Origin of the sequence: Sphingobium sp. 3R8 (genome assembly GCF_020166615.1) — a bacterium.
Classification (GTDB): domain Bacteria; phylum Pseudomonadota; class Alphaproteobacteria; order Sphingomonadales; family Sphingomonadaceae; genus Sphingobium; species Sphingobium bisphenolicum.
The window spans coordinates 26929-50516 of the sequence record NZ_JAIQXR010000010.1 but is presented as its reverse complement, the minus strand read 5'-3'; the positions used below and the strand labels follow the sequence as shown (position 1 = coordinate 50516).

At 56.4% G+C, this 23588-nt stretch carries 7 protein-coding genes; 2 read left to right on the top strand and 5 right to left on the bottom strand.

What is annotated here, in order from left to right:
• Nucleotides 1-3 precede the first annotated feature (3 nt).
• A complete protein-coding gene (locus K9B33_RS11340) occupies nucleotides 4-15750 on the top strand; it encodes a calcium-binding protein (RefSeq protein WP_224548822.1) in 15747 nt (5248 codons plus the stop codon).
• 908 nt (nucleotides 15751-16658) lie between these two features.
• Here K9B33_RS11340 and K9B33_RS11335 read toward each other — a convergent pair.
• The 3 genes from K9B33_RS11335 to K9B33_RS11325 are packed head-to-tail and all read right to left on the bottom strand — an operon-like array spanning nucleotide 16659 to nucleotide 18645.
• Complete coding sequence (locus tag K9B33_RS11335) at nucleotides 16659-16982, bottom strand: DNA-binding protein (protein ID WP_224548821.1); 324 nt, start codon at nucleotides 16980-16982, stop codon at nucleotides 16659-16661.
• A 4-nt stretch (nucleotides 16983-16986) separates the two neighbouring features.
• Nucleotides 16987-17340: a type II toxin-antitoxin system RelE/ParE family toxin gene (locus K9B33_RS11330; protein ID WP_318011114.1), complete on the bottom strand. Its 354-nt coding sequence runs from the start codon at nucleotides 17338-17340 to the stop codon at nucleotides 16987-16989.
• A gap of 36 nt (nucleotides 17341-17376) precedes the next feature.
• Nucleotides 17377-18645 carry a tyrosine-type recombinase/integrase gene (locus K9B33_RS11325; RefSeq protein WP_224548819.1) on the bottom strand — a complete coding sequence of 423 codons (1269 nt, stop codon included), beginning with the start codon at nucleotides 18643-18645 and terminating at the stop codon, nucleotides 17377-17379.
• Between the two features lie 866 nt (nucleotides 18646-19511).
• Between K9B33_RS11325 and K9B33_RS11320 the strand changes: the two genes are divergently transcribed.
• Nucleotides 19512-20459: a hypothetical protein gene (locus K9B33_RS11320; RefSeq protein WP_224548817.1), complete on the top strand. Its 948-nt coding sequence runs from the start codon at nucleotides 19512-19514 to the stop codon at nucleotides 20457-20459.
• Between the two features lie 97 nt (nucleotides 20460-20556).
• On the opposite strand, the gene K9B33_RS11315 is transcribed toward K9B33_RS11320, so the two are convergent.
• Nucleotides 20557-22389, bottom strand: a complete 1833-nt coding sequence (locus K9B33_RS11315; protein WP_224548816.1) for an ATP-binding protein — start codon at nucleotides 22387-22389, stop codon at nucleotides 20557-20559.
• On the bottom strand, nucleotides 22382-23572 hold the full coding sequence (locus tag K9B33_RS11310; protein WP_224548815.1) for a hypothetical protein: 1191 nt from the start codon (nucleotides 23570-23572) through the stop codon (nucleotides 22382-22384). Before K9B33_RS11310 ends, K9B33_RS11315 begins: the two co-directional genes overlap by 8 nt.
• Nucleotides 23573-23588 lie beyond the last annotated feature (16 nt).

Below are 23588 nucleotides of genomic sequence, written 5' to 3'. Positions count from 1 at the left end.
GACATGAGCGACGAAGGTATTAGTACTCAAAACCGGGCGGATTTCACATGGATCGACTATGTGGAGGCTGGGTCAACCATTGGCAAGTGGTTTGGTGCGCTTGTCGGACAAATACCATTTAACTTTGGTGAATTTCGAACGCCGCGCAGTAACGGGACAGAACAAGTCGATTATAATGTCGGGGTAAACGTCAACTTATCTATTGGTGACAGGCTAAGTCTAATAAATAAAATAATCGGCTATAATGCCGAGAATGGCGATACTATATCAAGATTTATTCCATCGTTGGTTGTGGGCGGAGCTGTTAGCTTTGGAACGGACTGGAAAAGTGGGGTAAAAGCAGAAATTGGGTTACCAAGCGTTCTCGAAGAAGCCGTCTCTAATTGGGAAAATAGGGACTCCATGAATGGAAAGGCTGACGTTACTCTTCGCGGTGCATTCAAATTTGAAAGCCATGATTCCGTCAATAGTAACGATCCTATATCACCGATAGACACATATACGAAGTATACAGCGGAAGTAAGTGTTTCCTATAACGGGGGAGCTGTTCTTAATACGGGCGTATCGTTCGTTTCTACCTCACGTACTGTGCATGACATCGTTGACGGTAAAATGAAGACGATCGTTATCGAAAAAAGAACTACGACTCTTGATGCGGGAAATCCTGTGTTGGACGCCCTAGGAATTACAGGGTCGTTGGCCGGGCGCGACGAATGGTACATCTATGATTTCAACACTCGCCAGCCTTATTCTTATAATCTCATAAAAGTAGGTGAAGAAACCCGAATTTTGATTGGCGATAAGGACATTTCGTCCGATATAGAAATTGTCTCGGGTGACCCAGCTATTGTCGACCAATTTGGAACTATTATAGTAACGGCTAAAAAGCCGCCCGCAGATTTGACAGCTAATCTGCTATCTGGTGGATCTATCAATACTAGCAAGGCAAGATCCGAATCATACAATCCACAAACTGGCGAAAGGCTTATCGGTATAGGTGCTCGGGATCCATCTCAAGCGTCTGCCGTCATTTCCACTCATTTGGATGGATCGAGTACAGCTACGATCACTTTCCCTGGTGATGCCACAGCTTCTGGCGTGGGACAACGCTTTGAAGTGCAGATAATTGACGGTCAAGTATCGGTCAACGGCAGCGAAAACTACGGTGAATTAGGCGAATCTTTTTCTCAATACATCAAGGCGATCACGGATTCCGATCCGAATGCGCCACCGCCTCGGATATATTCTACTGAAACCGGGATTGGCTTCGGCGCATATGACAAATTGTCCGAACGCAACGTAGAGTATGATCTGGTTGGTGGCGTACCTTATAGAAAGCGCATAACCCAAGACGGGGCGAGCTTCTGGGTTGAGATCAGTCTCGATGCTAATGGGAAGGGATCCTCAACCGATATTCATTTTTCAGATAATTCCGTAGTCGAATTCTCAGATTTGGGGGGCGCTCTCGGCTCGACCTTTGGCAGTTTTCTTGCTGGCGGGGATCAATTAGCTGGTATCGTCTACTCGTCCGCTTTGCAAGTGCTTGGCAGTAATCTTGGGGATGTAATAGATGGCGTAGTCGGCGGAGAGGGCTTGTCCACAGCGCTGAGTGATGCTTTTTCGACATTTCCGGCGGAAATTCGGAATGCAGGCATCAGCGCCATAAGTTCATACATCACAGCCGAACTATTCAACGAACTTGGACTTACGGGGTTGCCAGGAAGCGCTGCTAATAGTGTAGCAAGCTTTACCGTATCGACTATTGCCCTCAACCTTGTTGCCGGTCGGGATGCATTGCACGGGCTGGACGCTGCAAACTTTGGTAATATTGCCGCAGCTTTTGCCGGTAATACCCTCGCTAACAAAATTGGTAGCTGGGATGAGGTAGGGGAGCAGCTTGGATCTGCTGTTGGTAGCACGCTCGGATCCATCGCGCTTACTAGTACAGCGGGTGCAGGCCTAATCACATCGATCATCGGACAGACTGTCATTCCTGTTCCGATTATCGGCGCTTTTATTGGGTCTTTACTAGGTAATTTGCTCGGCGGCCTGATCGGCGGCATTTTTACGGGTACGCCGAAATCCGGCGCAATCGTCGAGTATGACCCTGATAGTAATGGGTTTGCAGTGACAACGGTCTGGAAGGAAGATGGAGGCAAGCGGGCGGTAGCTAGGCAATTGGGTGATACCGCTGCTGAAACAATGAATCAGATCATCGATCAAATCGGTGGGACACTTGTTAATTCCGGTGATATAGAAGCCGGATCTTACGGTATGCGTAGCAAGAAGTATGTTTATTGGTTAGATGGAACCAATAGCGGAAATAAAATTAACTTTAGGGAAGCCTCTGACCTAATCGAATATGGTGTGATGAAGGCTGCCAGAGACTTCCAATTCGTAGGTGGTGACATATTCGCGAAGAGGGCATTCTATCAAACTGTTGAAAATGGATATCTAGAGTCAAGCAGCTTAAATGACATCATCGATCCAAACGATGTGGAATTAGGCCAGACGCTGACAAACGTAGATTTCGGTTTGGATGTCTTGTTAGGAAACTTTGCTGTCGTAGATCGGCTGAGAACTTATCTTTCTGCTTCGGCTTCAATCAACGCGATGATCGCAGCGGAACCAGATTCTGTGTTTGCTGCGGATTGGATATTGGCCCTAACGCGGGTTCAGGAGCTCGGCCTTCTGACACGTAATGCGCATGACTGGGATGGGGGGTTCAGCTACTTAATTAATTCAAGTGATGCAGACGCTGGGAAAGTCAGTTTCAAGTATGATCTGTCAGCTAATGGGCGTATCGGTGAGCGTTTAATGTTTTTTGGATCTGCTGGATTAGCAGATACAGTTGATACTGGATCGAAAACGAGCATAACTGGGACCGCTGACGATGATTTTCTCTCCGGTAGTGAGGGAGGCAGCCGTGAAGGGCCGGCAAAGACCGACATAAATTTCGTTGCTAATGTTATTCGGGGCGGGAGCGGAGATGATCGTCTACTTGCTGGCGATTCCGGTGATGATCTTTTCGGCGGAGATGGTGATGATCTCCTTACGGGAGGTGTGTTGGATGACTGGCTCTTTGGTGGATCCGGTAACGACATTCTCGACGCAGGAGGTGGAAGCGGCAACGTTTTAATGGGCGGTTCCGGGGATGATCAGCTCGTCGGTACTGACGGTGTATCCTCAGATCCAATGAATAGTGGATCGGATTGGCTCCTAGGCGAAATGGGCGAGGACCGCTTGTTTGGACAAGGAGGAGATGACTATCTTGAAGGGGGGGCGGGAGCCGATTTTATTGAAGGCGGGGCTGGCAGTGACACGATTATTTTTCGTCTAGGCGATGGGATTGACAAGATATCCGACAACGGCCTCGACGAGCCCGATTTCGATGTCATCGAGTTTGAAGATGGTATTTCCGCTGATGACGTAGAGGTCGTCGCAAGCTCTTCCAGCATCGATATATCGATCTTGCTGGGCGATAACGGAGACCGTTTAGATCTGCGCGGTGCAGCGGCTACCTTGCACGCAGGTGTCGAAGCATTCGACTTCGGGACGACGATATTGTCACGTGGGCAGATTACCGCGCAAGCTATTTTCGCCAGAAATGCGGGAGTCAGCGCGTCAGGCACCGGCATTGGAGAAACCGTCGCTGGTACCCGATATGATGATACACTCTCCGGTGGCGATGGCGATGCCTTGAAGGGTGGCTTCGGGTCTGACGTATATCTGTTCTCGCTGGGCGACGGCACGGTCGTTATCGAAGAAGCAGGTTACGGATCGGACCTAGATGTGCTGGCGTTTGGAGCTGGTATCACAGCGGCGAATATCACCGTCAGCCATAGCGCCGCAGCGCCACAGGATATCGTCATCACGGTTGGTACTGGTGGCGATCAAATCATTCTCCGCAACCAATTGCTCAAGAGCGGTGCCCAATCCATTGAGGAAGTACGCTTCCAGGACGGCACCAGCCTGACCGTGCGCGATATCGAAGCGTTGGCCGCTCCCGTGTTTACAAATGGCAATGACACGGCTTTCGGCTTCGACACCGATGATGTCTTCAGCGGTGGCAACGGCAGTGATACGCTCGCTGGCGGAAGGGGCAATGACGACCTGATCGGCGGCGGAAATGGCGACACCTTCATTTATAATCCGGGCGATGGCGACGATCGCATCTCGGACGGATTTTGGGACGACGGCACGGATACCCTCATTCTTGGCGCAGGCATTGCACCAGAAGACTTGATCCTCACCCGTGATGTGCTCGATAGCAATAATCTGCGCCTTCGTTTCAGGACCGGCCCAGGGTCCATTCTTCTGGACGGCCAGAACAGCGGCAGAACGGCAGGCATTGAGCAGATCCAGTTCGCCAATGGCACGATATGGGATCGCGCGACGATGGACGCGCAAATGGTGGCGCAATCAGTTTCCGCAAAAGCCGATATTGTGCGAACCGGCTATGTCGGTGCCCAATTTATCTCCAGGGATGACGTGGTGAGCGCCGGCGCCGGCAACGACGTCATCAACACCGGCCAAGGCGTAGATATCATCACGGGCGGTGCTGGCGATGATGATCTGGCCGGTGGCTCGGAAGCCGATACTTATGTCTATAATATCGGTGACGGCGATGATCGCATTGTCGAAGGTTTCTGGGATGATGGAACCGATACGCTGCTTTTTGGAGAAGATATTCTCCCGGAAGAATTGATCCTCTCGCGCGATGTACTCGACGGTAATAATCTGCGGATCACTTTCGCAAATCGCGATGGTTCGATCCTGATCGATGGTCACACGAGTGGGCGAACCGCGGGCATAGAGCAGATTCAATTTGCGGATGGCACGATCTGGGATCGCGCCGCCATTGATGCACAGTTCCTCGCCCAGGCACAGTCGTCGGCGAATGATATTATCCGTACCGGCTATTTTGGCGCGCAATATGTCGCGCGCGATGACGTCATTTTGGCCGGAGACGGGCGGGATACGATCTACGCGGGCCAGGGTGCGGATTTGGTTGCCGGTGGCGTTGGCAATGATGAGCTTTTTGGCGGCGAGGACGGTGACACCTACATCTACAACATTGGGGATGGTGACGATCGCATAGCCGACGAATATTGGGGCTATGGCGTCGATGCGCTTCAATTCGGCGCTGGAATCAACACGGCGGATCTGGTCCTTTCACGCGACGTTATCGATCCCGGCAATCTTCGCGTGAGCTTCTTGAACCAGACGGGTTCGATCCTGATCGATGGACAGTTCGCAGGTGGTCGCAGCGAAATCGAAGAGTTCAGGTTTGCCGACGGAACGATATGGAACGCAGCAGCCATTTCCGCTCAGATCGTCGTGCAAATGTCGTCGGTCAACAGCGATATCATCCGTGACAGCAATCTGAGCGGAGCAATACAAGCCGGCGCGGGGAACGACACCATCTACACCGGAGGCGGGGCGGACGTCATCACTGGAGGCATCGGCAACGATGATCTTTTCGGCGGCGAAGACGGCGATACCTATGTGTATAATTTTGGTGACGGGCATGATCGCATTGCCGAGGACTACTGGGGCAATGGCGATGATCTCCTTCTCCTTGGAGAAGGGATCGACGCGTCGAACCTCGTCCTCACGACGGACGTTCTCGACGGCAATAACCTGCGGATCGATTTCGTCGGGCAGGCAGGATCGGTCCTCGTTGAAGGGCAATTCAATCAAGGTAGAAACGGACTGGAGAAAATCCAGTTTGCGGATGGTACCATATGGGACCGCACGGCGATCAGCTCCCACGTTACAGTCCGCGCGGCAAATATCATAGGCACCAATGGAGCGGAGACGCTCTCAGGCACCGCCGGTATAGACCAGTTCTACGCCTATAATGGGAATGACACGCTTGCAGGCGGCACAGGGGATGATTTCCTCAATGGCGGCGGGAATGACGATGTCTACCTGTTCAACCTGGGTGATGGCTCCGATACGATCAGCGACGATTCCGGCACCGACACGATCCGCTTTGGTACGGGCATTTCGTCAACGGACCTCGTCCTTATGGCCCCCACGGTCGATGACGATTTCCAGGGCCTCATCATCGCCATCGCGGGCACGCAGGACCGGATCTACATCCGCAACCAGAATGCCAATAATGGCCGGACGATCGAACGCTTCGAATTCGCCGATGGCACGGTGTTGACCAATGTCGATCTGCGCACGCAACTCATGGCGTCCTTGCCCACGAGCGGTGACGACAAGATCAGAGGCAGTGAGTTTGCCGAAACGATCAATGGCGGCGCAGGCGATGACGAGATCGACGCATACAGCGGGGCCGACATCATCAGCGGCGGGCTTGGCAATGATTATCTGAACGGCGGCGGCGGCGAAGACGTTTACCTGTTCAACCTGGGTGATGGCTTCGATACGATCAACGACGATTCCGGAACCGACACACTCCGCTTTGGTACGGGTATTTCGTCAACGGACCTTGTGCTCATGGCGCCCACGGTCGATGACGACTTCCAGGGCCTGATCATTGCCATCGCTGGAACGCAGGACCGGATCTACATTCGCAGCCAGAACGCCAATAATGGCCGGACGATCGAACGCTTCGAATTTGCCGATGGCACGATATTGACCAATGCCGATCTGCGCGCGCAACTCATGGCGTCCCTGCCCACGAGCGGTGACGACAAGATAAGGGGCAGCGAGTTTGCCGAAACGATCAATGGCGGCGCGGGCGATGACGAGATCGACGCCTATAGCGGGGCCGACATTATCAGCGGCGGGCTGGGCAATGACTATCTGAACGGCGGCGGCGGCGAAGACGTTTACCTGTTCAACCTGGGCGATGGCTCCGATACGATCAACGACGATTCCGGCACCGACACACTCCGCTTTGGTACGGGTATTTCGTCAGCGGACCTCGTCCTCATGGCCCCCACGGTCGATGACGACTTCCAGGGCCTGATCATTGCCATCGCTGGAACGCAGGACCGGATCTACATTCGCAACCAGAATGCCAATAATGGTCGGACGATCGAGCGCTTCGAATTCGCCGATGGCACAGTGCTGACCAACACCGATCTGCGTACGCAACTCATGGCGGGCCTGCCTACAAGCGGTGATGATAAAATTCGCGGCAGTTCTTTTGCCGATACGATCAGCGGCGGCAGTGGCAGCGATGAAATCGAAGGATTTGATGGAAACGACATTCTTGCCGGCGGCAAGGGCGATGATTACCTAAACGGCGGCGCCAACGACGATACCTATATCTTCAATCGCCATGACGGCTTTGAAACCATATTTGATGATTGGGGCAATGACACATTAAAGCTTGGGGCAGGCATAGCCGAAAGCGACGTCATCATTTCTCAGGCTCTTGATGACGGCGATACAAGTGGCGTCATCCTTACCTTTAAGGGCAGCGATGATAAGATATATCTTCGATCGGAACTGGACGGAAATCGTATCGACACCATCCAGTTTCACACCGGTGAGACCTGGAACGTTGCGAACCTTCTAAATCTGCTACGCGGGACGACGATCAACGGGAAGTTCAATCCCGTTACCATGGGTGACGATGTCATTATCGGTTCGTCAGTCGCTGACACGATCCGTGGCATGAAGGGCGATGATGCGCTTCGAGGAGGCATGGGGTCGGACACATACAGGTTCGCTCGCGGTGATGGCTACGACACCATCTATGATCCTGATGAGGCCGCCGCCTCGGATGTGTTGATCCTCGAAGGGATCAACAGCGGCGATGTGACGGTCATGGTGGCCCCTACGGATGCCGATGACATCATTCTTTACATCGACGACGAGAACGTCATCTATCTCGATCAAAATCGGACTGGCCTTAAAACCGGTGTCGATGAAATACGGTTCGCTGATGGGGCGATCTGGGATCGTGCGACGCTGCTGGCAAAGGCGAGTGGCGGACAGGGCACGAGCGGAAACGACCTGTTGATAGGCTCCAATTTTGCCGATACGCTGACCGGCGGCGCGGGAGACGACCGGCTCGTCGGTGGCGCAGGCAACGACATCTTCGTCTATAACAGTGGAGACGGAAACGACGTCATCGTCGACGTGGCGGACGATGCCGACCCGACGGCGACAATCGGCAATATCCTGAGCTTTGGACCCGGCATTGCGCTGGCCGATATTCGCTTGACCCGTAATACGGCCGACGGACCTTTGATCATCAGCTTTGCAGTCCAAACGGGATCCGTTACGCTCGAGCGCTCTCAGTCTGACAGTCTTGCTGGCATACAGTTCCTCAAATTCGCCGACGGGAGCATGCATAGCATGGCCGATATCAGGCAGGCCGCGCTTACTGGTCAGGCGACCAGCGGCAACGATTTGATCGAAGGCTATTCCACTGCCGATACGCTGACCGGCGGCGCTGGTAATGATACGCTGATCGGGCATGGCGGCGCCGACACCTATCTTTTCGCGCTTGGTGACGGTGAAGATACGATCATCGAGAGCGATGGCGCAGCCAACAAGCTTGTGTTCGGCACCGGGATCGCGACCACGTCGCTCCGTCTGTACCGGACAATCGAAGCGCCAGATGACCTGATCATTGCCTTGCCCAACGGTACGGACAGCGTGGTGCTCAAGGATCAGTTATCCTCTTCGGGTCGGTCAGGCGTTACCCGGATCAGCTTTGCGGACGGTACAGTCTGGGATCGAGACGAAATCGTAGAGCAATTGCTGGCCCAGCCTGCGACGCCCTATGCGGATTATCTTGTCGGCAGCGATGGGAATGACAGCATCAATGGTCTGGCAGGCAATGATTTCATCGAGGGCGCCGGAGGTGACGACCAACTCACCGGAGGAGATGGCAATGACATCCTTTCCGGCGGCGTAGGCAATGACGCGCTGCATGGCGGCGAAGGGGATGATGTTCTTTCTGGTGACGAGGGCGTCGATACGCTTGATGGCGGCAATGGCTTCGATACCGCCGATTACGGCTTCTCACTCGATAGCTGGAATATCAATCTGGCAGCCGGAACGGCAGCGATCATCCGGACGAATGGATCGGCACCGGTCGAAACGCTGACGTCGATCGAGGCTGTCATAGGCGGCCTGGGCAGCGATCAGATCACAGGTGATGACGGCGCCAACCGGATTCAGGGCGGTGCTGGAAACGACATCCTTCAAGGCGGAGGCGGCGATGATGTCTTCGTCATAGGCGGGGACGAAGATGGTATCGATGCCGTAGATGGTGGATCGGGCTATGATCGCATTGAAGCTGCGGCCGACGATACGGTCATAGGTCTTTCGAGCATCGGCAATGTCGAACTGATCACGTCCAATGGGCATGCGAATGTTCGAATTGAAGCCACCGACGAGGCGGACACTCTTGATCTGTCTGCTGCCGAACTAAGCGGCATCGTTTCGATCGATCTGGGCGCTGGCAATGATGTGGTGACCGGCACGCTTGGTGCGGACGTCATCAATGCCGGCGCAGGCGATGACGTCATTCGCTATGTCGGGCTCGAGACTGGGGCCGATACGCTCGATGGTGGCGATGGCTCGGACCGGATTGAAGCTGCTGCAAACGACGTTGTTATCCGCTTGGCGTCCTATCAGAATATCGAGGCAATTTCAGGCGGACAATTTACAGGCGTGATCCTGGCGCGCACCGATGCCGCCGAAACGACGAACCTGAACGGATTGACGGTTGAGGGCCTTTCGCGGATCGACCTCGAAGGTGGAGATGATATTTTTGTCGGCACCGCGCAGGCGGACGTTGTTCGAGGCGGCAGCGGAAACGATACGATATCGGGCAACGGAGGCGACGACATTTTCGATTATGTCGGTGTGGCCAACGGCTTCGACACCCTGTCGGGTGGCGACGGTTTCGATATCGTTCGCGCTTCGGCGGATAATGTGAGGATTGGAATTGCGTCGCTGGCTTCAGTAGAACGTCTCACTGGTAACGGTCATGCAAACGTCGTGGTCGAATGGGGCGCAACCGATGATGTGTTGAACTTCTCGACGATAGCTTTGGACGGGCTCACGCTCGAGACCGGCGCAGGAAACGACAGTGCCACCCTCAATTCGAGTGGGCTTGTTGTCGCCGGTGGAGCCGGAAACGACACATTCACTGTGTCGGGTAATGGCAGCCACAGCTTCCGCTTTGGCGCCGGTGACGGCAATGATGTGCTGACCAACCCAGGGTCAGGTTATGCGCGCAGCGATCTGTTGCAGCTGACCGGCCTATCGACCGGAGATGTGAGTCTGATCCGCAGCGGAGACCAGTTGAAGGTCACGATTACCGCTACCGGAGAAAGCTTCAGCGTCGCCAATCAGTTTTCGGGTGAAGCCCAGGGCGCGCAATATGGTTTGGCGGGCATCGTCTTTGCGGATGGCACGACCTGGGATCGAACGAACATCCGGAATAATGCGCTTATCCTTGGAACGGCGGGGAACGATACGATCAACCTACCCTCGTTAAGCTATCGCGTGCGGCCCAGTGCCGGAAACGACACGCTTGCCGTGCAGGGCAATGGCTTTGGCACGATCGAATTTTCCAAAGGCGATGGCAATGATGTCCTGAACAATAGCGGCTCTGGCTACACCCGCGATGACACGCTCTATCTCAAGGACGCCCTGCCGAACGAAGTTTCGCTTGCGCGCGTCGGCGATAGCCTGACCGTCACGATCAACAGTACAGGCGATACGTTCAAATCCACTTCGCAGTTCTGGACAAGTTCGGCAGAACCCACGCCGCGTTATGGGATCAACCGGATTCAGTTTGCAGACGGCACGATCTGGAACCGCGACGATTTTGATGCCCCCACCGTGCCTTTTACCAGCGGCAACGATAATGTTCAGGGCACAAATAATGGCGAAACGCTGCGAGGCGGCGTGGGCGATGACCTGATTTATGCTTATGGTGGAAACGACACCATCTTTGGCGATGAAGGCCAGGACACCATCAACGGCGGCGAGGGCAACGACCTCATCAAGGGCGGGGCAGGCAACGATCTTCTGTACGGCCAAAACGGTGACGATACCTATGTTTTCGAAACCGGTCATGGCCGAGATACGATCACGGACGACGGCAATGGCAATGACACAATCCAGCTGGGTGCGGGCATCGCGCCGGCAGATGTCACGGTCATGCAAGCAGACAATGGCAATGACCTGGTGCTGCTGTTCTCCGACGGTAGCGACCGGATCACCCTCAATGACACGATGACCAATGGCTATCGGTTCATCGAGCGGGTGACCTTCGCCGACGGCACGATCTGGACCCATGCCGACCTTGTGGCGCGTTCGGTACTTGCCAATGCGGGTGATAATACATTCTACGGCAGCTTCAATGCAGATGCCCTCTTGGGAGGGGCTGGCAACGATGTGCTGGTCGCCCGCGGCGGAAACGATGCGCTTGCGGGCGGCACCGGAAACGACACGCTCTACGGCAATGATGGCGACGATATCTATGCCTTCGCTCTCGGCGATGGTCAGGACACGATAACGGACGACGGCAACGGAAATGATACGATCCAGCTTGGCGCGGGCATCGCGCCAGGTGATGTGACGGTGGTCCAGGCCGACACTGGCAACGACCTTGTATTGCTGTTTGGCGATGGTAGCGACCGGATCACGCTCAACGATTCGATGACCAATGGCTATCGCTACATCGAGCGAGTGACCTTCGCCGATGGCACGATCTGGACCCATGCCGACCTCGTGGCGCGATCGGTTCTCGCCAACGCGGGCGACGATACCTTCTACGGCAGCTTCACCACTGACAGCCTGACCGGTGGTGCAGGCGAGGACGTGCTGGTGGCTCGAGGCGGCAATGACATGCTTGTGGGCGGGGCGGGAAATGACACGCTCTACGGCAACGATGGCGATGACATTTACGTCTTCGCCGCAGGCGATGGTCAGGACACGATCACGGATGATGGCAACGGCAATGATACGATCCAGCTTGGCGCAGGCATTACACCAGCTGATGTGACGGTCGTTCAGGCCGACACTGGCAATGATCTTGTGCTGCTTTTTGGCGATGGTAGCGATCGGATCACGCTCAATGACTCGATGACCAACGGCTATCGCTACATTGAGCGCGTGAGCTTCGCCGACGGTACGATCTGGACCCACGCCGATCTCGTGGCGCGTTCGGTCCTCGCCAATGCAGGCGACGATACCTTCTACGGCAGTTTCACCACTGACAGTCTGAGTGGTGGTGCGGGCGAGGATGTGCTGGTTGCACGTGGCGGCAACGATGCGCTTACAGGCGGCGCTGGAAATGACACGCTCTACGGTAATGACGGCGACGACACTTACGTCTTCGTCGCTGGCGGCGGTCAGGACACGATCACGGATGACGGCAACGGCAACGATACGATCCAGCTTGGTGCAGGCATAGCGCCTGGGGATGTCACGGTCGTGCAGGCCGACACCGGCAATGATCTTGTCCTGCTCTTTGGCAATGGCAGCGATCGAATCACGCTCAACGATACGATGACCAATGGGTATCGACGCATCGAGCGGGTGACGTTCGCCGATGGCACGATCTGGACCCATGCTGACCTTGTAGCGCGCTCGATCCTCGGCAATGCCAATGACGATCTCTTCTACGGCAGTTACGACAACGAGGCCTTGGCAGGCGGTGCCGGCGCAGACATTTTGGCTGGCCGGGGTGGTAATGACGTGCTCACTGGCGGAAGCGGCAACGACATACTCTATGGCAATGACGGCAACGACACATATATCTTTAATGCTGGAGACGGTCAGGATCTCATTAGAGACGATGGTAATGGATCAGATACGCTCCAGCTCGGAATCGGCATAGCGCCCGGAGATGTCACGGTTGTGCAGGCCGATAACGGCAACGACCTTGTTCTGTTGTTCGCTGGAGGTTCCGATCGCATCACGCTTGACGACACTGTCAACAATGGCGGACGTCGCATCGAGCAAGTGACATTTGCAGATGGTACGGTCTGGACCCACGCGAACCTCCTGACCTTGGCAGCCTCGGGCACATCCAGTGACATACAGCTCGCTGGTACCAGTGCAGCCGAGACGCTGACAGGCGGCGTAGGCAACGACGTCCTGAACGCCCGCAATGGCAACGACATCCTCATCGGCGGGACGGGCAATGATTTCCTCGTCGGTGGTGGCGGTGACGATGTCTACCGCTTCAACTTGGGCGACGGTCAGGACATCGTTCGGGAATATTGGGGCGACAGCGGCGCCTGGGGCACGGACGCGGTTGAGTTCGGCGCGGGCATCACCGCGGCAGATGTCACGGTCAGCCAGGGTAGCAATGGCGGCGACCTGATCCTCGCCATCGCCGGTACGAATGACATGGTGACGCTGCAGGCCACCGTCAACAGCGGCGAAAACCGGATCGAGCAGGTCCGCTTTGCCGATGGTACGATCTGGACGCATGCCGAACTGATGCAGCGGTCTATGGCCGCAAACAGCGGCGACGACAATTTCGCGGGAAGCTATGATGCAGAGACCCTAACCGGCGGCTCTGGAAACGACGTGCTGAATGGTCGCGGGGCCAACGACATCCTGATCGGCGGCACCGGCAATGATTTCCTCGTCGGCGGTGGCGGTGATGACATCTATCGCTTCAACTTGGGCGATGGTCAGGACATCGTTCGGGAATATTGGGGCGACAGCGGCGCCTGGGGCACGGACACAGTTGAGTTTGGCATCGGGATCGCCGCAGCCGATATCACGGTAAGCCAAGGCAGCAATGGCGGCGACCTTATCCTCGCCATCGCCGGCACGAATGACAAGGTGACGCTGCAGGCCACTGTCAACAGCGGCGAAAACCGGATCGATCAGGTTCGCTTCGCCGACGGCACGGTCTGGAATCATGCGGAGTTGATGCAGCGGTCCATGGCCGCAAACAGCGGCGACGATATTTTCGCGGGAAGCTATGATGCAGAGACGCTAACCGGTGACGCCGGGAACGACGTGCTCAATGGTCGCGGGGCCAACGATATTCTGATCGGCGGCACCGGCAATGATTTCCTTGTCGGCGGCGGCGGTGATGACATCTACCGCTTCAACCTGGGCGATGGCCAGGACATCGTTCGGGAATATTGGGGTGACAGCGGCGCCTGGGGGACGGACACGGTCGAATTCGGCGTTGGCATTCTAAGCGCCAACGTAACCGTAAGCCAGGGTAGCAATGGCGGCGACCTGATCCTCGCCATCGCCGGTACGAATGACAAGGTGACACTCCAGGCCACGGTGAACAGCGGCGAAAACCGGATCGATCAGGTTCGCTTCGCCGACGGTACAGTCTGGAATCATGCGGAGCTGATGCAACGGTCGATGGCGTCCAACGCCGGTGACGACAGCTTTGCTGGAAGCTATGACGCGGAAACGTTGAATGGTGGGGCCGGAAACGACGTGCTGAATGGTCGCGGCGCAAACGACATTCTGATCGGCGGCACCGGCAATGATTTCCTTGTTGGAGGCGGCGGTGACGATATCTACCGATTCAACTTGGGCGATGGGCAGGACGTCATCCGGGAATATTGGGGTGACAGTGGCGCCTGGGGCACGGACACGGTTGAGTTTGGCGTCGGCATTGCTGCGGCTGATGTTACGGTCAGCCAAGGCAATAATGGCAACGACCTGATCCTGGCCATCGCTGGAACGAATGACAAGGTAACGCTGCAGGCGACCGTGAACAGCGGAGAAAACCGGATCGATCAGGTCCGCTTCGCCGATGGTACGATCTGGAACCACGCCCAGCTCATGGCTCTGTCGCAGCAGCCGACGGCAGGCGATGACGTTATCTATGGTTATGAAGGCGCCGACACGATGTTCGGCGGTACCGGTGACGATCAACTCTTTGGCGGATCCGGCGACGATATCCTGTCGGGTGAAGCAGGCCATGACAGCCTGTCAGGTGGCAATGGAACCGATATTGCCAAATTTGCCGGGGTCCAAGCGTCCTACTCCCTCGTCACGGCTTCGGGATCGATCGCAGTCGTCGACAACAGTCCAACCGAGGATGGCGATGACGGTATCGACACGTTGACTGGCATTGAAAAGGCGCAGTTCAAGGGTGGAGTTCAGGTGTCTCTTGCAGCGCCGATCGTGCTTGACCTTGATGGAGATGGCATCGATCTCGTTGCGCGCAAACAGTCCCATGCTCGGTTCGACTGGAATGGCGATGGGTTTGCCGATCGAACAGGTTGGGTCGGCGAAGGCGATGGACTGCTTTTCTACGACCGCGACGGCAATGGCACGATTTCCGGCGCGAACGAGCTTTCGTTCGTCGAGGACAAGCCCGGCGCTAAATCGGACCTTGATGGCTTGTCGGCATTCGATACCAACGGCGATGGCCGCTTCGATACCCATGACGACGAGTGGTCGAAATTCGGGATCTGGCAGGATGCCGATGGAGACGGCGTTGCTGCCTCAGATGAAATGTCGTCCATGGCGGACGTTGGGATCCGGTCGATCTCCCTTGCAGGGCAAGCAACAGCGCAGGCATGGTCGTGGGATGACAATATCATCCTCAACCACGGAGGGTTCACCTGGACGGATGGCCGGACTGGATCTCTTGGCGACGTCGCGATGAACTATTTCGAAGCCAAGGTCGAGACCCATCGACGAGAGCCCCAGCTTTTCGCCAGCCAATTGGTGGAGGCAATTAGCCAATTCGGCAGCAGTTCGGCCGCAGAGATCAGTATCGAAGAATCGGCGAAATCTGGAACGTTTGACACCGTCGCGAGCCACGTTCGCTTCGCCCGCAGCGGGAATTTTAACTGAGTTTGTTGGGAGAAATTTTTCCAGCCTGCCTCATGATAATTCCTACGATATTGATGAGGACATCAAACGTGAGAACAATAATCTTTGCCTTCTTCCTCCTTGGTGCAACGGTCACCGGCGCATCGGCTACCCAAAGCCAGGCCTATCGGCCTTTGGATGGGTGGGGTTTCGTTGGGTATAAGGATCGTGTCGAGAAGGACGGCACATGGAGGATCGTTGCGAATTCTGCCCGAATGCATGGGACGGGATTCGCGCTGAATATGGCTATCTATCGGGCCGCTGAACTCGCTCGAGATGCTGGTTATTCCTATGTCGAGATTCTGGGTGGCGACGCGTCTGTGGAAAACAGCCTTAATTCTAATCGTGGCAATGAAAGGGTGAAATTATTTGCCCGTCCCAGTAATAGCCCAGATCGCCCCCACATCTGTAGGTCAAAAAAACCAGCGGACTGCTACACGGCGAAAGTCGATCTTGTTCTTAGTCGCCTTGCTTCGGTACGCTATAAGTCCGCTCAATAATGCACCAGTACCCTCGGAATTGCGGGCTACCGCTTTTGACGTTTAGGGGAGCCGACTGAGTAAATGCATCAAATAGGTTTTACTGAAAATATAAACAGGACGAGGTTGGGAAGTTGGGAGCAGCAGCATCCTAAGCGATCGTGAGGCCGACATTCGAACTGGCCAAGATTTATAGCGTAGTTAAAACTAAACGGCATGCGCTTCGAATGCCACGCCCAGGCGCTTGCGGACTGCTCCGAAAATTGCCGCTAAATTGTCGTATCGCGCCGGTGAGGGCCGCCTTGCGGTGATCGGCTGATATTTCGAGATGGCACCGGTGCAAGCGCTGTTGGTGGACGGCCGTCGCCGTTCGCTTCAGCCAAACGGCCTTACGGCAAACCCTGGGGCGGTTCAAGCGGCCTCCACGGCATGCGCTTCGAATGCCACGCCAAGTCGCTTTCGAACAGCCCCGAAAATTGCCGCCAAATTATCCATGCTTGGATTTCCCTTTTCAGACAGCATCCGGTGCAGGCTTTTGCTTGGATGTCTGGTCTCCTCTGCCAGTGCCTCAAAGCCAACCGAAGCGTTGACCAGATCACGCAGGATGAGCCGCGCGACATGCGGTTCGCCGTTAAGGAAAGCAGTTGCCGCCTCATCGAGCATGGCCTTGGCGAAGGCTGGGTCGCGCGTGGCGCGTTCCTTCACCGTTTCCTTGAAATCTCGGGTCAGCGCCATCTCGCTACTTCCTGCCTTTTTTGTCGGTCGCTTTGCGGACCTTGTACTCGTTCAGCAGCACCCCCGCCTGATCGATGTCCGACTGCTGCCGCTTCTTCGTCCCACCTACGAACAGGATGATAAGTTCATCCCCTTCCTTGGCGAGATAGAGTCGATAGCCTGGTCCCCAGTCGATCCGATATTCTCCCAGGCCGCCGCCGATCCATTTGACATTCGAGGCGTTACCCAACTCCAACCGCACTATGGCTGTGGCCACCTTAGCGGAGGCCTGTGGATCCAGACCGTCGAACCATGACCGGAACGGACAGGAACCGTCCTTGCGGATATATTCCTGAACTATCAACTCATAGCCTTTCAAGTAACATATACGTTACCATATGTCTAGCGTCGGCCATCAGGCGACCAGTCGCAGGCGGTCAAGCTTGGCGGCACCTTGTGCCAGCAGCTTGGCGATTTCATCTGACGTGCGTCGCACGGCCAGTTTCAGGGCTTCATCGACGTGAATATAGTCCTGCGTCACATTCTGTGATGCGTGACCCAGCATCGCGCGGATCGTCAGTTCAGAAAAGCCAAGTTCGGCAGCAATGCTGGCGAAAGTGTGCCGCAAGGTGTGGGGTGTAACGCCCACTATGCCTGCAAATCCGCAGATACGTTGCAGGCAGGCACTGGCCGCCGTGAAGGGGCCGTCGCCTGTCGTGGCCGGGAAAACATGGGGATTGCCTGCAACCTGTGGCTGCGCCACGATCACCTTGATTGCTTCTGGTCCGATCGCCCGGATTTGCCCGCCGGTTTTGGTGTCGGGGAAGGCGACAAAGCCGCCCATCGGGTTTACCCATGCGCGCTCCATGGCTTGGCCTTCTTCACGGCGATATCCAGTCAGGAGCAACAATTTGATCACCGAAATCCCGGTCGGACTAACGCCCTGCTGCTCGGCATAGACCATCGCCTTGCCCAGCGTTTCGATCTCTGCAACGCTGAGCCGACGGGTTTTCTTATTGCCTGCCAGCTTCTTGGCGCCTTTGGTGGGGTGTTCGGAAAGCAACCCCTTATGCCTGGCATGGCCCAGGATCGCCTGGATCGTTCCGAGGCAGCGCGCAGCAACGCCGGGACCACCGGTCGCCTTACCACCACGCCCGCCGCTGCGGCTCTTCTGCGTCTTATGATTTTTGACGTCGTCCTGCATTGCCTCGACGTCGGCAATTGTCAGATGCCGGGCTATGCGCTTGCCGATCAGGGGCTTGATATGTGTCTTGATCCGGCTTTCATCCATCGCCAGCGAGGATTCCTTGATCGGACGGTTCTTGCGGCCCAGAATCCTGCCGGCCCGGGCCTCCGCCAGATACCAATCGCACAGTTCAGTGACGGTCATCTCCTTGCGCACACGGCGTGCCTCTTCGGCAGGGTCTTCGCCGGAAGCAACCTCGCCAAGCTTGATCTTGGCCAGATCGCGCGCTTGATCCACCGTAATGACGCCGAAGCGACCGATCTTAACGCGCCTGATGCGGCCTTCCTTGTTCATATATTGGATGACGAAGGTCTTGGTGCCGGTCTGTCCTATGCGGACCCCGAACCCTTTGATCTCGGTATCCCAGATGAACACCTGACCCGCCTTGGGCGGGGTGAGAGCATCGACCGTTCGCTTGTTGAGCTTGGCCTGCGCCATGCGCGCCTCCTCCATTTTATTACGCGAGCCCTGAAAAACCGAAAAGTAATAAGGACGTAATAAAAATCGGTCGTTTCATGGCAAATCGGAGGTTACTGCGTCGTAGCTGAGATGGCAATATCCATTTGAAAAAGGGTAGAAAATCGTAGAATGGCGAATCCTGGCGTAACGGCTCAGATCGGGTTGCCAAGGTTGGGGTCGAGGGTTCGAATCCCTTCGCCCGCTCCAGTTTTTCTGATTAAATCAGTGCTTTATTGTCAAGGCACGGGTCCGTTTTGACGCCGTCGAATCCTGCGGGTCCACGGCGGGTCCACACGAAGCCCATCTCCAGCATAATCCGTAGTAGCGTATCGTGTTGGAACTAGATCGAGCGCTCCTGCTGCGGAACGATTGCGACATGATCTGATTCAATCCAGACGGCGCTATCGTCCGGATATTAGAAGAGCATCTTCGATTTTGCTCATTGCCCCGTACATACCTGAAACAGCCGGAGGACGCCCGCATAGGGAAGACGCCACCCGGCACTTTTTGCGCACAAATCACAAAGAGGGTTCGAATCCCTCCCACTCCGCCATTCCGCGTTGAAATTATTGGGAAATTTCCCCGCTCGGGGACGGCAACCCGGTTAGCAACCCGGTTTCGATCGCGAACTTTTGCGATCAATGGCGGACTTCATGCGGTAGGGTGATTCATTCCCACCAGCACAGCGCCGAACTTCATGAGGCTTTCGTCCTCGCAGACCTTTACCGTCTCCCAACGCGCTGTGGGGGGTCGCGAGCTGAGCGATGACAGCGCTTTGTCCCTTGCCGCCGCCCTTTGCTTCGTCGAAATAATTTGTGAGGTCGCAGACCGGGAAGAGATTGGGAATGGGTAGGCTGTATCTGTCGGACCACGAGATTGCCGCCATAACGGCGATCGACACCAACGCTGTTCGAGAGGGCGTCAGGCACGCGCTGGACGAGGGTGGAGCGTCAGCTTTGCGTTCCCTGCACCTATCGGCGACGGGCGAGAATATCGGGCACCACCTCAATCGCTTCGAGCGCGACCTGGCCGCCCATACGAAAGCCAAGGCTGCGCCGAAGCGAAAGGAGACTTGGAGCCGCGCCTGGGATTCGGGCCAGGATCTGATTTACGCGGTTCACTCGGCGAAAGAGCGTGCGGAGAAACAGCAGGTCGAAACGCAGCTCCTGTTTATCGACGATCAGATCAGACCGCCGTACCGGTTCAGCGATCGCGTCGAGGTCGACGTCCACTATCGATGGCGCGGAAGACCCGAAGACCCATGGAATTTCGGGACCATAGCGTTCTTCCACGATGTCGACTTGAGTCGCGATTACACCGTGCCCCAACCGGCGCGGAAACTGAGCCGTGCGAAAGCGGAGGCGCAACGTGAGGCGACGCTGTTCGATCGGTGGGACCATCTTCGTATGCTGGCACTCGACGCCGTGCGAGAATATCTCACGACGGGGGGCGATGCGTCGTTGATACCAAAACGATACGAGGCCAAACCAGACCGCAACGATCGCCATCTCAACAATTTCAGCTGCGACTTCTGGGAAGCGATTGGTGAGCCTCGCGGCCGACGACGCCCGCCCGCGCGACTATCGGAACAACTGCTTCCTACCTCGGCGTCTCAGGCGTCAACGCCCGATGGCCTCCTGACATTGGATGCGCGCGTCAGGCACAAGATGTTCGGTGACGGGGTCGTAACCCATATTGAAGGGGACAAGATCGTTGCCGATTTCGGCGACCGCGGTTCCAAGCGGGTGATGGCCAGCTTTGTGGAGCTGATCACCGACCGAGAGAATGGATGAACGTAAAGAGCAGACCGTGACAGGCGCGGACCTCCGCCGGAATCGTGGACCCCGGGGCCGATTATAGGCCGTTGAGGACACCGGTGAGCTGCAAGCCTCAGGCGGTCGCGGCGAGGACCTTGCCCCGCCAGCGCTCGATCACATCGTCGAAGTTGACCTCTCGCCATCCCGCGTTCCATTCCTGGAGATAGTTGACGCTGCGCGAATGGGGCTCGGGAACGGGAAGCGCGAAGCGCCCGACCGTGGGCATCAACGGAGCATCGCCAACGGTGAGGAATTCGCCCTGACCGAGGTTGGGCAGAAGATCGCCAATTCCCGCCGAGAGGTCCGGGAGCAGCGACTTGATGTAACTCTGGTCAACGGCGTTAGTCAGACGCAACGAGATGAAATTTGAGCATTGTGAGAAGATCGTCTCGGAGACCTCGGAAGGGCGCTGGCTCACAACCATGAGCGTCACACCGTACTTGCGACCCTCCTTGGCGATCCGTTCGATCGATTTTCGTGAGGAGTCATATTGTGCGCCGCCCGACCGCGGCACGTAATTATGCGCCTCCTCGCAAACCACCATAATCGGCACGTCGCTTACGTGGCCCCCGACATGCCGGTTCTTGGAGTAGTGGAAGCCAAAGTCGAAAATCATCCGTGAGATCAGGCTGACGACGATGCTGAGCACTTCGAACGGAATGCCGCTCAGATCGACGATCGAGACGTTCGACTTGGTCAAGTAGCCGATGAACTGGCGTACGACGTCGGCGAAGTCGCCGGTCTCGAGTGGTTTCCCGCCGTCTTTGACCGGGTAGAAGAGAAAGCGGAGCCGCGGGTCGGCAAGGCGGGTCCGCAGGCGAAGGATGAGACGGTCGAACTCACCGTGAAAGGGCCCGTTGCTGGCCTTGGACGCGGCCGCGGTGGAGGCGACGACAAATGACTGGAGTTTATCGAAATAACAGCTGTCGCGATCGGAGACCAACGTCTCGTCGGCGAGCTTAGGCTTGCCCTCTCCTGGCAGCTTGCCAATCACTTCAGCATTCATGTTCTCGAGGTAGGTGACGACTTCGTCGATTGAGAAATAAACGGGTCTATCGAACGAGATGTTCGCCAACCCCGAATTGTGTCGGCACTTGTTGCGCACGACGGCATGCCGGAACTGCGACACCTGGTTGTGTGAATTGATTTCGTGGCTCTCGATGAACATCTCCTCGAGCTCCTGGGCGTTCATCAGCCAGTAGGGCAGCCGGAGTGTGTCGACGTCGAGCAGGTTGAGCGTGAAGTTCTCGGCCTCGGCGAGCCGGAAGGCGGCGGCATATTCCGCGTGGATGTCAAAGATGACGATGTGTGCATTTTTCTGCGCAGCTTTGTTGGCGTTGGACTTTTGCTCGATGCCGACCACAGTCTGTAGGATTTTGGCGACGGCGCAGGATTTCCCCGAGCCCGTCGAACCGACCACCGCGACGTGTTTGCTGAAGAAGCGATCGCCGTCGACCTCGAACTTGACGTCGGGCGCGACGCTGAGTGTCCCAAAGGAGAAGGGCGACGTAATGTGTTTGGAGAAGATCGCGCTCAGCACCTCTGGCGGTGTCACGTAGGCATATTCGGTCGGTACCGGGAGCGCGGGCGTGCCGCGCGTGAAGTCACTTTCCTCTGACAGGGTGCCAATCGGCTGCGTGTCGATCTGGAAACGGAAGGCGATCGAGTCCGCTTCCCCACCTCCGCCGTCTCCATCCTCGGGCTTCGCGCGATCGATGTGGGAAGCACGAACCGCCATGATCGTGGCGAGCAGGTACAGATTGTTGCCCGACGCGATCAGAAGATACTGGCCGACGCCGAGCTTCGCCTTGTGCTTCTCGAAATCTTCCGCATTGTTGACTTCGATGCGCACCATCGAGGGCGAGCTGTCGGTTACGCTACCGATAGGGTCTCCAAGATCAGGCATAGTTGGTCCTTAGCTTGAGCACATATTCGAGGTCTGACAGGCGCTCGATCTCGAAGCGATGAACGGCGACGTCCTTCTCCGCCCATGCGTCGTCGGCGACGTTCACCAGGAACAGCTCGTCCGGGCGCTGGGGCGGGCTTTCCGTCACGAGCGACCGGTGCGCGAGGCCAAGCCGGAATTCGATCTCGAGCGGTGTGCGCCGCCGCATCGGCTTCTTAAATAACGCCTTGGCGCGGAACGCGCTTCCGACCATGCCGGTCGCGACTGACAATCCGGCATCGTGGAGGCGGGTGGCCAGGCCGGCGACGTCGTAGCTGCCGGTGATTAGGAACAGTGGTGGGTATTCGTGCAGGTACTTGCAGCAATACCGTTCGACGAAGGCCTTGACGAAGCCCACGATCGCTTCGTCGAACTTCTCGATTGCGGTCGGGTCGATGACGAAGGTGCGGCGCCGAACATTGTGCTGAAGGGAGGGAGCGAGATCTTCGCGCAGCCGCCTGGCGATCTGCGCGCGTGATGCGAGCGCGCGAGTCCAGCGGGTGAACGTGAGCCGACGCACGTCGCGCAAGGCCTCGATAAAGGCTGCGGGGTCAACGGTGCGGTCGGCAATGGCGGACTGAGTAGCGGTGTCGACGATCCGCTGAATCGCATTCGGGAAGATGATTGCGTCGACGTCCTCGGCCGTGAATCCCTTGCTCCTGAGTGTATCGAGCACCGATTTCTGCAGATCGTCGGTGGTTTGGCCGAACTCAATCGTGAAGCGGGCAAGGAAGACGTCATGGTCGACGCCCTTCGCGATGCGTTTGATTATTTTTTGCATCGGCTCCGAGCCTGTGGCGAGAACCGCTTCGAGCTCAGTCTTCGTCAACGAACGGCTGCCCGATTGATCGGGGAAGTGGCAGAACAGCCGATAGCGGATTTCCGGGGTGGCGGCCGTGTTCTGAGAGAAATGCTCGAGCATGAGTAAGATCGGCTTGTAGATCTTGCTCAAAGTGAATTTGTCAGCCGCCTCGTGATACTTGCACTGCACCGCAGTCGTAAATCCCGGCGCCGCAACATCAATATCCTCGATCGCGCCCTCGATCGTGACCTTCGTGTCTTTGTCAGCTGCCAGGATCTCCGATAGATAGCGGAGGAACTGGTACAAGTAGCCCTTGATCGAATATTCTGCCGTCCGCGCCACTAATGCCCCCCTTGCG